At 66.5% G+C, this 14,947-nt stretch carries 11 protein-coding genes and 1 pseudogene; all 12 read right to left on the bottom strand.

Annotated elements, in window-relative coordinates:
* Positions 1–44: 44 nt before the first annotated feature.
* The 12 genes and pseudogenes from JG540_RS02275 to JG540_RS02225 all read right to left on the bottom strand — a co-directional run bounded on the left by JG540_RS02275 (position 45) and on the right by JG540_RS02225 (position 14,852).
* Entirely contained in the window at positions 45–2,792 is a 2,748-nt protein-coding gene (locus JG540_RS02275; protein WP_200276680.1) for a vWA domain-containing protein, read from the bottom strand.
* A gap of 44 nt (positions 2,793–2,836) precedes the next feature.
* Entirely contained in the window at positions 2,837–3,406 is a 570-nt protein-coding gene (locus JG540_RS02270) for a hypothetical protein (protein WP_200276678.1), read from the bottom strand.
* Positions 3,407–3,479: 73 nt separating this feature from the next.
* Positions 3,480–4,046: a hypothetical protein gene (locus JG540_RS02265; protein WP_200276675.1), complete on the bottom strand. Its 567-nt coding sequence runs from the start codon at positions 4,044–4,046 to the stop codon at positions 3,480–3,482.
* 336 nt (positions 4,047–4,382) lie between these two features.
* Positions 4,383–4,823 carry a hypothetical protein gene (locus JG540_RS02260; protein WP_200276672.1) on the bottom strand — a complete coding sequence of 147 codons (441 nt, stop codon included), beginning with the start codon at positions 4,821–4,823 and terminating at the stop codon, positions 4,383–4,385.
* Positions 4,824–5,033: 210 nt separating this feature from the next.
* A pseudogene (locus JG540_RS10735) lies at positions 5,034–5,201 on the bottom strand (variant leucine-rich repeat-containing protein); the annotation flags it as partial.
* Between the two features lie 239 nt (positions 5,202–5,440).
* Positions 5,441–6,697 carry a variant leucine-rich repeat-containing protein gene (locus JG540_RS02255; RefSeq protein ID WP_200276669.1) on the bottom strand — a complete coding sequence of 419 codons (1,257 nt, stop codon included), beginning with the start codon at positions 6,695–6,697 and terminating at the stop codon, positions 5,441–5,443.
* Between the two features lie 400 nt (positions 6,698–7,097).
* A complete protein-coding gene (locus JG540_RS02250) occupies positions 7,098–9,692 on the bottom strand; it encodes a hypothetical protein (RefSeq protein WP_200276666.1) in 2,595 nt (864 codons plus the stop codon).
* Between the two features lie 462 nt (positions 9,693–10,154).
* The gene (locus JG540_RS02245; RefSeq protein ID WP_200276663.1) at positions 10,155–10,448 is read right to left on the bottom strand and encodes a WXG100 family type VII secretion target; all 294 of its coding nucleotides are present in this window, start codon (positions 10,446–10,448) and stop codon (positions 10,155–10,157) included.
* A 153-nt stretch (positions 10,449–10,601) separates the two neighbouring features.
* Positions 10,602–11,168 carry a hypothetical protein gene (locus JG540_RS02240; protein WP_200276660.1) on the bottom strand — a complete coding sequence of 189 codons (567 nt, stop codon included), beginning with the start codon at positions 11,166–11,168 and terminating at the stop codon, positions 10,602–10,604.
* Positions 11,165–11,788, bottom strand: coding sequence for a hypothetical protein (locus tag JG540_RS02235; protein WP_200276657.1), 624 nt, complete (start codon positions 11,786–11,788; stop codon positions 11,165–11,167). The genes JG540_RS02240 and JG540_RS02235 overlap by 4 nt, the downstream gene beginning before the upstream one ends.
* Positions 11,789–11,817: 29 nt before the next feature.
* The gene (locus JG540_RS02230; RefSeq protein ID WP_200276655.1) at positions 11,818–13,110 is read right to left on the bottom strand and encodes a putative T7SS-secreted protein; all 1,293 of its coding nucleotides are present in this window, start codon (positions 13,108–13,110) and stop codon (positions 11,818–11,820) included.
* Positions 13,110–14,852 (bottom strand): hypothetical protein, encoded by a 1,743-nt coding sequence (locus JG540_RS02225; RefSeq protein WP_200276651.1) that lies wholly within the window; start codon positions 14,850–14,852, stop codon positions 13,110–13,112. The genes JG540_RS02230 and JG540_RS02225 overlap by 1 nt, the downstream gene beginning before the upstream one ends.
* Between the last annotated feature and the right edge of the window lie 95 nt (positions 14,853–14,947).

Here is a 14,947-nt window from a genome sequence, read left to right as displayed (position 1 = left end):
CTCTCCTGCGTCAGGTGGAAGAAGACTGTCTATCGGAAAAGCTCTCAGAGCTGCTGTCCGCCCACCGGCCCGAAGGGGTTAGGGCTGCCGCCCCTGCCGGGGCCGGGCGCGAAGGGGTTGAAGGCCTCTGGCTGGGCGGCGAAGGGGTTACCCGCGGTACCGCCGTCAGGAACCGGCCCACCACCTGCCGGAGCAAAGGGATTAGCAGCGCCAACAGCGCCGACGTCAGGGCCGGTGCTCGCCTGCGGGGCGGCCGGGAAGGACTCGGCCACCGTACGACCCAGGCGCTCAGCGGCGTCAGCGGTGATGGCCCCGATGGTCTGCGGGTCACTGTCGGCTGCCAGCACCAGCAGGCTGACCCTGCTGGGGGAGTCTGGCTGGTCCGCAACAGCCACCCAGTGCCCCCGGATCTCAAGCGGCAGACGGGCACAGCCGTTACGTGCCCCAACCAGGACCCCGGAGACGGAAGGAACCTTGGGCTCCACCAGCCGGACCTCAGGCAAGGAGGTGGGAGACCAGCCCAGGTGCACCCGCAGGCGGTACCCGGCGACCTGGAGCTCTCGCACGGGTTGCCTGACCGAGCGGGTCTCAAGCTCGGGCAGAGCGAAGCTGATGCTGGCGCCCTGGCCCGGGCCGGGGACCTCCACCACCTTCACGCCGCTCGTCAGCAGCCCCGGCCGGATACGCCCGGCCAGGAACCGGAATAGGTACAGGGCCGCCAGGGGCAGGCCGATACCAGCCAGGAGCACCAGCACGAAGGCGGTCCAGGCGGTACCCACGTCCAGGGGACGGCGCATGTCCGCCGTAAAGGGCACCTCGATCTGCTGGGCCCGCTCGGGGTGGTCCTTGGGGGCCACCGATACCTTGAGCGCCCCTGTCAGCGCACCGTTGGCGTGGTCGGAGACGCTTAGCGTCAGCGGCAGGGCGGCGGTGGCACCTTCCTCTACCGACACGCAGTTGTCCTGGTTGCTGGCCGTGGAGCTGATCTTGATGGTGCCCGCCTCAGCCGGGGCCCCGGTCAGCACGACGTCGTCGGGCTCCAGCCAGACGCAGCCGGGGCCGGTCACGGCCAGCTCCGTGCTCGCACTGACCTGCTCCTCCAGCAGACCGAAGTCGGCCTGCTTGGCCAGCACCGGGAAGTCCAGGGGCGGGTTCACCGTGACCGGCACGGAGCTGAGGGTGGGGGCCAGCGTGGTGCCCTCAATGCTCTGGCCGCCAACGGTGACCGCAGCCGTGGTCACGGTGACCGAGGTGGTCAGGGTGGCGGCCCCCAGGGGCACGTCCGGGCCGATCTGGAGGCTCAGCGGCTGCTGGAGCCGGCTCAGGTCCGAGGACTCCAGCAGCTTGTGCTGCTGCCCCTGCGCGTCGAACAGGGAGACGCTGTAGCTGACTGAGCCCTTGATGCGGGAGCTGTCCACGACGGCGCCGCCTGCCCGCTCCAGCAGGGCGATCTGCGCGCCGTCTATGGTCTCCCCCTGCCGCAGCGGCGTGTCAGCGAGGTTCTGCCACGACAGGGTGAGCGGCGACGACAGGTGGGTGTTGATATGCGCCTGCCGTCCCTGCGAGCTCGCCTGCTTGTCCACGAAGGTCAGGCGCCACTGGCCGTCCCAGCTGCTGATGTCCTTGGCTGACAGGTCGATCTGCAGGGTCTTTCCGGTCAGCCACTCCGAGCGGATACCGTGCTGCGTCTGCGGCCCCTTGGTGGTGGACGGCAAGCTCACGGCGGTGCTGGCACCGGGAGGCATGACGTGCACCTCCAGGCCCTCCACGTCTGCGGTGGCCAGGATGTGCACGGCCTGGAGGGTGCTGTCCAGCACAAAGCTGGTCTCCCCCTCCTGGCAGACCGCCCCCTGGCAGATCAAGGCGTTGCTCTGCGACACCTGGGTGCCGGGAGCGGAGACCAGGTCAAAGGCGAGCAGCAGGGAGTCGATGTCCGACACCTGGTAGAAGGCGCCTTCCGGCTCACTGACGTCGCCACAGGCGACCACCCCGTTGCGGGCGGCGTAGTCTCCTCCGCCGGAGACGACCCGGTGCATCAGCCCGAAGTCCGCGCCACCGGTGGACAGCCCTACACCTATGAGGGTGATGCCGGAGGAACGCAGCTGGTCAGCCAGCCCGGTGGCCCGGCACAGGTCCTCCGCACCTTTCTTCTCTGCCGCCCCCACCCCGGCCTCGCTGGTCAGGCTCGCGCCCGGGGCGTAGGGCTTGGTGTCCCCCACCTGCTCCTGGGCTGCTGAGCCCTCCCGCACGTCCAGGTCGAAAGCGCCGTCTGAGAACCAGATGACGGCCTGGCAGCCGTCCTGGGCGTGGTCCGCCAGGTCCTGGCGCGCCCCTTCCAGGGCCGTCCAGTAGTCGGTGTCGTAGTCCTTGATGGCGTCACCGACGTTGGTGATCGCCTCCGCGACCTGGGGCATGGAGGAGTCGTTCAAGGAAGCCCACTGCCCTTGCGGGTTGTAGACGTCTGCGAACCCTGCCACCCGCACGTCCAGGGTAAAACCGGTCCGCTTGGAGAAGTCGTTGAGACGCTCGGCCAGGTACTTGGCGGAGACGACGCGGCTCTTGTCGGGGTCGGTGCTGGTCAAGGAGCCGGACTGGTCCATCAGCAGGACCAGGGAGCCGTGCCCCTGTCCGGCCAGGCAGGCCCCGAACTTGGCCATCCCACCGGACTGGGGAGCCGGCGGCTCCTGCGCCTGCACCTGGGGGCTGAGTCCTAGGACCAGGCTGGCCACCAGGCACAGGGCGTAGACGCTGGCCAGGAGGCGACGGGGCGCCCGCTGCAGGCTGGCAGTCACTGGCGCTGTGGAGCGCCTATTGTTCGCAAGGAGGCGCAACTGCCTCACATCCTTCCGACGTAGAGCGCGATGCGTCCGGCGGCGGCAGCCACCGCTAGCAAGGCTGTCACCACAGCCCCTCGGTACAGCCACTGGTGCCAGGTCTGGCTCACGTACAAGGCTCTCGTCTTACGACGGGCGTCACGCACCAGGAACAGCGCCGTCAGCCCCAGGCCCACGAGCACCGCCAGGGCCCAGGCCAGGACCGCGATACCGACGTGCTCAAACAGGCCCGCCAGCGCCAGGGCGACTACAGAAGCGGCCAGCGAGCCGTACAGCAGCCCGACGGGAGCCTTGGTCCCCTGCAGACTGCTCGTAGGCGCCACCGCCATGTCCCCGATGCCGCTGAAGGCACCCGCGCCTGGCCCCGGCGGGAAGGTGGCCGACGGGGGGCTGGGAAAACCTGTCTGGGGGAAGGGCTGAGGGGACAGGCTGCTCTGCGCCACCACCGGCGGGGTCACCCCTACCGCACCGTTGCCATAGGCAGGCTGGCTACCGGCACCGTCCGGGGGGCTCGACCGGGGGCCGGAGCCCCAGGGGCCGACCGGAGGAATCTGCGATCCTGTAGTACTCATGCTGCTGCCAGTCCTGTGTAGTTGAAGCCGTCGAAGGTGTTGCGCGTCCGCGTGTCCGGGGAGGCTGCCTGGGTCATGGAGTCTCCTCCGGGTCCGGGGTAGGGGTTCCGGCGACCTCCCGGGCCTGCCGTAAGCCCTCGACCACCTGCTCCCGGCCAGGTGCCTTGATCCCGAAGGACTCCAGGTAGTCGTAGACCGTGTTGACGTCCTCTGGCTCAATCCGGCTTGCGTACTCGTTCACGCTGGCCAAGGTGCTGCGCTCCAGCTCCTGCCCACCCTGGTGCAGGCCCGCCGCCGTCGCCACCGCCGGCAGGACCAGGGACACGACCAGCAGCAGCGCCGGTACCCAGCGGGGCCTGGAGCGGACCACACCTACCAGAACCAGTACGCAGGCGACCAGCGCCAGCAGCGCACCCGCTAGCAGGCCACCTAAGGCCTGGCCGTTCAACAGGCTCGCCTCCCCCAGCAGCACCGCGAAGACCCGCAGGGAGGCCAGCAGGGTGTATGCGGACCAGGCCAGCAGCCCGCTGGCACAGACCGTCAGGAGCACCCCGGCGGCTACCGCCCGGGAGGAGCGGCGTGCACGTGCGCGCGGACCAGCCAGCGGCTGGTGAGGCGGCGGCGCAGCCAGCCTAGGCACTGGTACGTCCGGGTGCGCAGGCCACAGCGCCCCGAAGGGAGAGGTGGCCGCAGGTCCCGCCAGGGGGTCAGGGACTGGTCCTGGCTGCGTCCCTGTACCCCACAGGTCACCCGGCGTCGCCGACGACGAGCCAGGCAGGCTCCCACCACCACCGGAGGCGAACGGGGACCTAGCCGGGGAGCCAGAGACTAAAGGGGGCATCATGACCTTCCGTGGTCAGGAACAGCCAACACAGAGCCTGTGCTGCGGTGAACTGTTAGCACTCCCTGCACAATACTCGATCCAGTCTTAGGAGAGCAGCGCCGGCCCATATATCAGTTGCTAGACCTGGGCTCCTCAGAAAGTGTCGTAGCCCTCCCGGTAGATCGTGAAGCCATGACCGGTCTCCTGGTTCCAGCAGGTCATACCCGTGGTCCGCGAGGTGCAGGCGTACTTCTCCGACCGGGCTGATGAGCCGTACTGGAGCCTGGTGACATGCTGCCCAGGCACTCCTAGGAACTCCTCACCACAAGCGAGTGTGGGGCGCGAGTGGCTCACCGTGATGGAGAACAATCGGCTGGAACAGTCCTGCTGGCCGTTCTCCTTGTAGGTCCGCGTCAGGATCGAGCAGGAGACCGAGTTCTCGTACAGCTCGCAGGAGATGTTCTCAGACGGAGTGTCAACCAGGTCGGCGTAGACCGCAGTCCGTGGAGCGGGGCTGGCCAGCTGCTTCGGGGTCTCTTTCTTGTCTGGGAGGTCGGAGTCAGGGGTCGAGTCCGACCGCAGGTCGGAAGTCACGTCCCTCTGCGAGGACGACCCAGTGCTGAGCTCTTCCACCCCACGCGAGCTCAGGATGCTAGCGACGTACGCCACTATAGGGAGCATCAGCACCAGAAGCAGCACCAGTCCCGCAAGCAACAGCCCCGAGGAGGAGCCCGATCTGACAGGAACCGGAGACGGCGTAGGGACAGGCTGCTGAAGCAACTGGGGTGGATATGCCTGCCTCAAACCGGGGTTCTGCTGAAGGATCCACGCTCGTGTTCCTTCAGGACACCCGGGGTTCGCCACCAGGGCAGCATGCAGCTCTGGAAACTGGTCAGCCAGCCTGTCAAGGACCTCCGGCGGCGTGGAAGGGTCCTGGGCCTGACGAGCCTGTAGGAAGCTGTCCGCACTCATGCTGACCTCTGTGCACAGTGTTATAGGAAGGGAAGGCTCGCGCACCTCGGGGCACTTACCTGGGGATTTCATCCCCAGACTAGCATCCTGCCTGCTCTATCTCCTACAGGAAGGATAACTGATCACCAACCTGGCCAGACCTACATGCCCACCTGCTAGCAAGACCCAGTTTTCCGCGCCAGACCAACTGATTCCCGCCCCCGGCGCCGCCACCCGACGGCGGCCGCCCTGGAGGTCGCTCAGAAGGTCTGGTATCCCTCGCGGGCCAGCTTGAAGCCGTGCCCCGTCCACTGGTTCCAGCAGCTGACCCCGGAGGTCTCCACCAGGCAGGCAAAGTTCTCGGAGGCCGCGTACTGCTGCGGCGCCAGACGCTGCGGGACCTGCCCGGCCGCCCCCAGAAACGACTGGCCACAAGCCAGCTGGGGGGCGCCGTCGACGACGGTGATGGAGAACAGCTCACCGCTACAGTCCTGGGCCCCTGAGGCGTTGTAGTAGCGCTCCCGGATCGAGCAGGCGGCCCGCTCGTCACTGATCTGGCAGTAGATGTTCTGCGTCTGCGTGTCGATCAGCCTGGCCGGGAGCGCGTCAGCCGGGGCCGGGCGGAGCTTGGTACCGGAGTACCTGCGGCTGGGAGTGGGGCTGGGGGCCAGGGCGGTGACCTGCGGGCTGGGCCCGGCGGTAACAGCCTGGTCAGCACCCGACGTAGGACTGCCCGCGGAGGCCGTGTCCACCGCGCCAGAGCCACCGGCCTCAGAGGAGCCTCCCCCGGCCCCGACCAGGGCCCTGATACCCAGAACGAGGACCAGCGCCAGCACCACCGCCCCCACCAACCAGGCCACGCGCCGCGGCGTCAGCCCCTGCAGAGTGGCAGTCCGGACCCCGCGCCCCTGCAGGGCGGTCGACTGGGACCGGGCTCTAGACGGTGCGGCAGGGACTTCCGCCCGCCCGGCTACAGCCGGTGCTCCCCCCAAGGGGGTGCCCCAGCCCCGACCTGCCTGGACGGCGGCGGGCAGCACGGACGGCGGCAGGCTGGCAGGTGGTTCAGGGGCCTTCGGAGGCTGTGGCGTCACAGGCGGCAGCTCAGTGGTCGCGCCCTCAGCAGACCCCAGCGGCCCCAGGACCACCGGCAGCTCCAGGGTCGACGGCGAGGCGGCGCCCACCACACGCGCAGACCGCTGCGACGGCGTCTGGCCAGGTGCTGCGGAAGGCCCCGCCGTGGCCGCAGGCGTCAAGGGCCTGCCCACCGGGTCAGCCGCCCCACCGCTAGAGGCGGCGACCTGAGAGGTGGCTGGTGCCGGTGGCGGAACCGGTCGCTGAGGGGCCTGGGCCTGTGGACCGGTCTGCAGGATCCAGGAACGCAGTGCCTCCGTGCACGCCGGGTTCAGCAGCAGGTCCGCGTGCAGCTCAGGGGAGGACGCGGCGATCTCATAGAGCCGCTGCACACTGGTCTGCGGATCACGGGCCTCAACAGCCGCCAAGGAGCTCTTCATACTCATGGCCTCCCGGGACGTACTGACTTCTATCACCCGCTCCCAGCTGGAGGACACTCAGGAGAGGCTGCCAGCACGCCAACAGCGTCCGGCTGCTTTCAGGCTAACAGCCTGCTGCGGCCACCTCTGTGAGGCAGGCCATCTCAACCTGTCAGAAGCCGGGTGCGGGAGCTCCGCACGAGAGCCTTGACCGCAGCCGACGAGCCCCTCCACGCCCCCGGAAGGAGTAGGAGAAGGTCCCTCCACGCCTCAGACATCCACCCGCACAGGATCAGGTGCCCGCCTGGTAACCCCCTCTGGTGCCTGAGTCACAGGACCGCCAGGAAAGGGGCCTGCTGCACGGAGGCCCCGACCGGAGTCAGCCGCGGTCCCCTGTATGGCACAGGACACCGCGGCTGACCGGGGATCAGAAGCCGTAGTACTCGGAGGAACCAGTTACCTCAATCCTGGGTTCGGCACCGTCCGGGAAGGTTATCTTCCCCTTCATCTTGTACTTCGTCTCCTTGAACTTGGGGTTGGGGCGCCAGGAGGTCACCTTCTCCTGATACTTGAAGGTGACTGGGCCACCAGAGAAGCTCATGTCCTCCTCGATGCTCAGGTCAGACCCGGTTTCCTTCACCTCCAGGCTCTGCAGATCAAAGGTACGGATCAGCCAGGGGCACTCCTCATCCTTGCGGTTCTCGGGCTTCACACAGGACTCCGCCGCCGCCTCGACTGCTTTCTGCGCTAGCTCCTCCAGCTTGGAGGTGGGCTGGACAGTAACAACGGTCTTGGCCTGGTTACCACCAAAGCCAAGGGAGGTTACGGGCTCCACCAGCAGGGTGCGGTTGACCGGCTCCAGGTAGGTGGAGTACCCCTCAGGCAAGGCAAGGTCGTAGATCCCGAAGTACGCGTACTGCTCCACCGATGAGTAGCCGACGTCCTTTTTCTCCGGGAAGTCCAGGGTCGCACCAGATACCACTACCTGCTGCAGCCCCATAGCCGACAAGGTCACCTGCTGGACGGCAGGCGTGTCAATCTTCCAGGTGTTGAGCAGGCCGTAATCCTTGGGCCCCTTATGCACCTCTATAGTCAGCTCGTGGCTCTTATCGTCCAAGGAGACAGTGGCCTTGACTGTGCGGACGTCACCCTTTCCTTTAAGCTCTCTCACCTCGTCCACCACGATCCGGCTCTTGGCTGCACCCAGCACCTCGTCAGTCAGCAGCAGGCGCTGGTCATTGGGCACCCCCGGGTCCACGACGGCGTTGGCCTCGCTTGCCTTGCCCTCAGCCACCAGCTGCAGGTAGCTCTGAACCGTGGCCTGAGGCGTCCTGCTGGAGTTGAGGAAAGCCACCGCGCCTACCCCTACGGCCACCAGCAGGACCAGTACCCCAAAGCCTGCGCCGATGACCTTGAGCCGCTTACGCGCAGCCGGGTCCAGAGGGGCAGGGGCGGGTAGGGCCTGGCCCGGCTGAGCCACCGGCAAGCCCCCGGTCTGGGACGCCTGGTAGCCTCCAGCTGCAGCCGCCCCCGCATCCGGGGCCGCCATGAAGCCCTCCGGCGGAGCCACCGGCGCACCACCGCCTGGGGCCACCGGGAAACCGCCGGTCTGAGACGCCGGGAAGTCACCAGCAGCAGCCCCAATGACCGACCCCTGCGGCGTCGTAGTGAAGCCCCCGGCAACCCCGCCCGCAACCGCACCAGCGGGTACCGCCACTCCTGGCCCAGCCAACCAGCGGCTGGTCGCAGCTGAGCCCGCACACAGCCGCAGCAGCGGCTGGGAGAGGTTGTACATGATGGCAGGCACATACTCAGCGAGCACCGACACCGCCGTCACCAGCAGGGCGAAGGTGAGCGAGGACCACCAACTAGCGGTGACCGAAGACTCTTGCCGCGCCCCAAGGACCTTGGCGCTCAGGCTCACCGGAGCCAGCAGGTGCAGGAAGACCAGAGCCACCACCCAGGCCAGCACCGGCAGCTGCCAGACGCGGGTCAGGTCCGGGGCCGCCAGACGCGGACGCCGCACGCCCACGCTCGCCGCCAGCACCACCACCAGCACCACCATGACCAGGAACAGCAGCACGGACCAGGCACCCATAACGTCCCAGGCGAACTGGTACTCACTGCCCTTCTGCGCACCACCGTCAGCAAAGGGGTCTACGAATGGGTTGGAGTCCCCTTGCACGGCCCCGAAGGTCCCCAGGGCCAGCAGGCCGGTAAGCAGGTTGCCCAGGTAGACCGGGACCAGGGCGGAGGCCGCAGCCTGGTCCTGCACCAGGAGGAGCACGACACCGCCTACCAGCACCAGCGGGGCCATGAAGCGGAAGGTGTACGAGAACAACGCCCCCACCTCACGTAGAGACCCGGCGGCAGAGGCGGGCAGACGGCCCAGCAGCACGTCACCAGCGCGTCCCAGGAACAGAGCCGCGAACACCAGTACCAGCACCACCAGGAAGATCCCCAGGAAGCAGCCGCGCATCTCCACCTCTACTTCGTCCACCACGTGGACAGTGAGGAAACCCAGCAGGATCGCCGTCAGCAGGGAGACGGCAAGCGCCTCCACGCAGCTGCGCAGCGCCACCGCCCCCACAGGAGCCCAGGCACCGTCCAGGTGACGGCGTCGGCGGGCCAGCTGGAACAGCACCGTCCCAATAAGCGTCAGCGTGCCCAGCGCCAGGATGCTCAGGTTGACCTGTGCATCCCCCAGGAAGGCCTGTCCGGTGATACTGAGGCGACCAGACAGGCTCATCCCCAGCGCCACCGGCAGCATGTTGACCTGCGGCTCCTCCTCCCCAAGCTGGGAGGTACCTACGGCTAGCAGGATGCCACTCAGAAGCGCCGCCCCCAGGACCGTCAGCAGGCTGAACAGGACGGTGAGCTGGGCCGGCACGGCGGCCAGGGGCCGGAAGGCCAGTGAGAACGGGTCCGTAGCCGGAGTGCCCACTGGCGCCTGAGCGGCTACCGGCGCCTGGCCAGGGGCGGGCAGCGGGGTGCCTACTGGCACCGGGGCGGGGGCGGGCATGGAGGGCACCGAACCCACCGCAGCAGGCACCGCCTGCGTAGACGCCGACGCCGTAACCAATGGTCCCGGAGGTGCCGTGGAGGCCGATACCGGAGACGCCGGCTCCGTGGCGGGTGCCTGTCCCACCACGTCAGGAGCCGAGACGCCCAGGTACTCCGCCGGCGTTACCCCCGGCTGTACCGGTGCTGGCGGCGCTCCGGCCTCGGGGAACGTAGTGGGAGTCCCACCCTCCGCACCAGGAGCAGGAGGACCTCCAGGCACGGGAGCACCCGCGTAATCAGGGACGACGGGTTGACTGTCTTCAGGGCACACAGCTTCATCCTTGGTAATAGCTTGTTGTTCTGTTCCCACTAGGCAGGCGCACCTCATGAGACGATTCGCACCAGCAGCCTACGGCAAAAAGCGGCTTGGCGGCCGCCCCGGTAAGGGGCGGCCGCCAAGGACCACGTGAGAGCAACAGGCTCAGCCCATCTGGTTGGCGATCTGCTGGTCGGTCTCGCGGTAGGCGTTGGCCATGTTGCGCAGGTTGCTCGCCAAGGTGCCCAGGGTCTCGATGGTCCGGTTGGCGCTGGTGACGAAGTCAGTCACGGTGGACTCGAAGGCCCCGGAGGCAGAGTCCGTCACGAAGCCGGAGGAGACCAGGCTCTGCACCTGGGACTGGGACTGCTGCAGCTGCTGGGTGATCGAGTCGCGGGACTGCTCCAGGCGGGTGGCCTGCTGGTCCATCTCGTCATAGGTCACGTTAAGGTTGGCCATCTTGGATTCCTTTCAGGTTGTCGGAGCGGGCAGGGCGCCCGCTCCAGGTGGGGAGTTGTGTTGTTGGTACTGAGTCTGCCGGTAGCGCCCGCACCCAGCAATGGGGATCAAGCACCATCAGAGTCTGGCAGAAGATGATGTAGCCAGGTGGGCTCAGGGGACTAGCCTGAGACTCGCTAGCAGGTCCTCGACAGCGGGGACCACCTCCGCCAGTAGAGTGACTGACTCGCCCACCCAGGTGCGGGTTACGACATCCACCTCTCCGATACGGACAGCGTGGAAGGCACATACGGCCACGTCAGCCTCGTCCTCCGTGTCCGGGATCGGCACAGCAGCGACTGACCGGTGGATAACCCGACCGTCAGCCAGGTCCACAGTGTCCGACACATGCGGCCCTCGCTCATTCTTGTCCACCGTAATCAGGGATACCAGAGCGGCAGCCTCATCAATGTCCTTGTCCTGAGCGTACTCAAAAAGCTCTAGCATGACAGGCGCCATCTCGCTGCCGGGGAGAAAGAACAGGCGCTTAGTGACATCCTCGTCCTGCCTCGCACCAGCAACCTCGCGCAGGAAGCCCAGGTACGTGGAGGCCACAGCAGGATCCGGATACGGCAGCTCCTGCTCCACCTCCTTCAACCAGGCAGCAAGTTCCGCCCCCTGCAGAGGAGCTTCCGGCAAGGCGATCCACATCTGATCGGTATCAGCCACGTAGTTGCTCATGCGAACCTCACAGACCCGACGGTTGCATCACAGAGCCCCAGCAGCTTCTCCACGAGGTCCTTGCCTGCCTCGTCACCGCGGGTGCTCATCTGCGCGACCATAACCATCCAGTCATCAGGCGCACCCGGATGACCGACATAGTAGGTCGCGCTGGTACGTACCGCCTCGACATCAGCAGGATCCACGGCAGGAAGGTCGGCCGCCTCCACCAGGTCAAGCTGCTCACGCACAGCCTCTGTCCGGTCATCGGTCTCGATCGTACGCAGGACCACCAGCTCACCAGCCTCGAACACCACTGCACCCGGCGTCTGAGACGCGACAGAGACCAAGGTGTCCATAGGATCCTCATCCAGGTCGTCAGGGAAGGGGAACACGGTGATCGACACCCCCGTGAGAACCCCCATGAAGGGCTCCACCTCCGTCAGGAACAAGCTGGCTCCCTGCTCACGCAGGCCCTCCAGGTTCTCACGCAGCGCCGCGGAGATGACCACACGCTGACGCTCCGCATCCCCAGCTCCCTGCGTGAGCCTCTGGACAACGTCCTGGACCTGGGGAGCCAGATCTGCAGCAAAATCAATCTCCGCCCAGCCGCTGGGTAGGGCGTACTCAATCTTCCGCACAGTTTACCTCCTAATTAGACGACCACACGTTAATGCACAGGCTTCAGAGCCTTCTTAATCTTTCCGGGGAAGTAGTACTCCCAGGGCGCCTTCTGCTTATCTTTTCCAGTGTATGCCTCTACGATCTGGTCCTTGATGAGGTTACGGGTGCCCTTGTACACATCCTTAGTGCCTTCACGCAGAATCGAGTACTTGATACCACTACCGATGGTCTCGTTTGCGCCGTTGCGCCACAGGCGATAACCATACTCGTCAAGAACCCGCCGCTTCAAGGGCTCCCCGTTCCACAAGTCCTTCGCCTTACCATAGAGCCGTCGAACCGGGTTCGCCTCCCTGAGCTCGTTGGCACGCTTCGCCCAGCTAGTAGTGTCCTTGACGTGCTGCGCAGCAGCAGTGAGCCCCGTCCTAGACCCTTTCAGGACACCGATGGCACCCTTAGCGGACTTGGCGGCCCCCACAAAACCCAGCACGTCCATGCCGGTGTTAAGGGCAAACTCGCCCCAGCCCATCTCGCCGTCTATCAACTTCCTGCCATTGACCATCAGCCCTGTGGCCAGCGTAGCCGCTGCCAGCACTAGAGAAACTATCTTCAGCACCGCAGCAACCACCTGCAGTCCTGGGATGCAGGCCACCACGATACTCACCACAGAGAGGATGGCACTGATCTTGTCCAGCCAAGGCTTGATCTTCTCCAGCCACTCCGAGACCTTCCGCGCGATACCGCAGACCTTGTCCCACCAGGAGTCCTTCAGTCCGCTGTTACCTACCAGCTCCCGGAGCTTGCTGGCAGCGGTCTCGGCCGCGGAGTCCCGGCCTTCAATCGCATCCTGCAACCGACGCCGAGCAGCCTCGACCTGCTCACCCTCCTGCTTGAGCTTATTGTCCCACTGCAGGAACTGAGTACGAAGGTCATTACGCTGCTGGGCATCCTGCGAGGAGTTGTACTGCTCCCTGATGTTCTCCCGGTGCCTGTAGGCATTTTCACACTCAGCCTTATGGGTCTGCGCGTTCTGCAGCTCCTTGAGAGAGACCTCCTGGGCGCTCTCCAACACCTCTACATAGGGGTTCAGGGCGTCATCCACACCGTCACAGATCTGGTGCGCCTTCTGGATCTTTTCCGCGAGCTCATCACACTTCTGACGGATCTTGTGAATCGCCTCCCCCTGACCGTTTATCGAGATGTTGCGCAGGTGGCTCTCAGCCTTGCTGATCTCATCAGCGGTGTTCTGGAAGGTCTTGGCAGCACTGGCCACAGTCAGCGGGTCACCCGGCACCGGGTCGGAGGCGAAACCGATCGGGGACCAATCAGTTGGACGACTCATCAGCTGTTCTCCTTCGAGCTAGAGAGGCGATCACGCAGACGCCGGGCCTCCTCATTACGTTTTTCCTCCTCGGCACCGGTAAGCCCGGCCCTTCCACCAGCAGCACTCATACCGGCCGCCATGCCCATGCCCCCCATCATGTGGGCATGGCGCCTCTCCTTGACGACCTCCTCACGGTGAGCCGTCTCAGCCCCTTGATCCAAACTGGCCGCAGCACCAGCAGCCGGGGCCGCCTCAGCACCGCCCGACGCCGAGCCACTCGGAAGCGGTCCTCCCAGGTCACCGCCCGACGTCGAGCCACTCGGAAGCGGTCCTCCCAGGTCACCGCCCGACGTCGAGCCACTCGGAAGCGGTCCTCCCAGGTCACCGCCAGCGGCAGACGCTCCGCCACCGGCTCCACCAGCAGCGCCCGAGCCGGTCAGACCGGCATCGCTACCAGCAGGCAGGTCACCACCCAGGTCCTGGCCACCACCAGCCCCCAGATCTGACAAGGAAGCCTTCAATGCCTCACCCGAGAGCCCCGGCGCACCCTCCGGCAGCCGGGCGTCACCGCCGTCCCCCGAAGTAGGCAGCCCTTCAGCAGCCTCAGCCAGGGAATCACGCAGCTGCGCCCCAGAGCCACCAGCCCCGGCGTCGTCTCCAGAAAGCTCCGGTGACAGGTCCTTCAAGAGGGCGTCAATTAGGTTCTGCCGGTCAGTAGCCTGACGCGGCGCAGAATCACCCTTCAAGCCACCGGAAAGGTCACCGAGCCCGCTCCGCAGCCCCTCCTTCCCAGTACCCAGGTCACTCACCTCAGTATCGGCATCGTCACCGGAACGGCGCAGGGCCGCCAAGGTGGCTAAGGCCGCCAGGCCGATGCCGGAGACCCCGGCCAAGGTCAAGGTCGGCTCCCCGCCGCCCTTGCCTCCGGTCAGCGCGACCTCAACCATGCCGCCAAACAGCTCCTTGACCCGGTCAACCGCCTCCTGGGTGCGGGTGTCCAGCGTCGGCGCCGGTGCCGCAGAACCGTCAACCAGACCCGGGGCCTTAGCCCCACCCGCCTCAGTCTGCCCCGTGGCCGCCCCCAGGTCCTGCACCTTCACCGGCACCTGGTTAAGACCAGTAAGATTGCCCTTCTCGTCGTACTCCGGCTTGAGGTCAGCAATGTCCACCACCTTGCCGTTGCCGTCCACCACGGCGGAGACAGTCGGCGGATCGTCCTGCGAGCCCAAGAGCGTACCGATCCCCTCGACCTGACCGAGCGGACGCTGCACCTTACCGTCCACGGCAAAGACCGGCAGCCCCTGCTCCTGCAGCTGCTTAATCAGCTCAGCGTTGGCCGGGGTGTCATCCACCCGGCTGGCGTCCTGATGGGGCCCCATGACGACGCCGTCAACGCCCTCCCCACGGTTGCCACCGCCCTGGACCTGCCCCACCTCAGGAGCGCCAGGCGGCAGGTCCTGACCCAGGTCTGCCTGGGCGCTGCCACCCGTAACCTGGTTGACGTCCTTGTGCGGCTCAGTCTCGGTGCTCCCCAGGTTGGCTCCCCCACCGCCACCAGTCACAGAGGGTACCCCCGCGCCCCCGCCCAGGTCAGCACCTCCGCCACCGGAACCACCCGAGCCGCCAGTGCCTCCAGAAGGCGTCTGCGCCGGCGGCTCCGCTTGCGGCTGCGGCGTAGGCCGCTGGGGCTGGCTGTCCTCACCCCGGGGGGTAAGCTCCTGCTCAGTCTTGTCAAAAGCCTCCCTGGTCTGCTTCAGCATCTCAAGGTGCTTGTCGATCGCCCGCTGGATACGGTCCCGGTTAACGGACCAGCTAGAGACAAACTCCGTGCAAGCAGCAGCCAGGCCACGGTGCC

The organism is Actinomyces weissii, from assembly GCF_016598775.1.
Classification (GTDB): Bacteria; Actinomycetota; Actinomycetes; order Actinomycetales; family Actinomycetaceae; genus Actinomyces; species Actinomyces weissii.
Note: the sequence above shows the minus strand (reverse complement) of the source record. Positions and strands in the feature narration are given on the sequence as shown.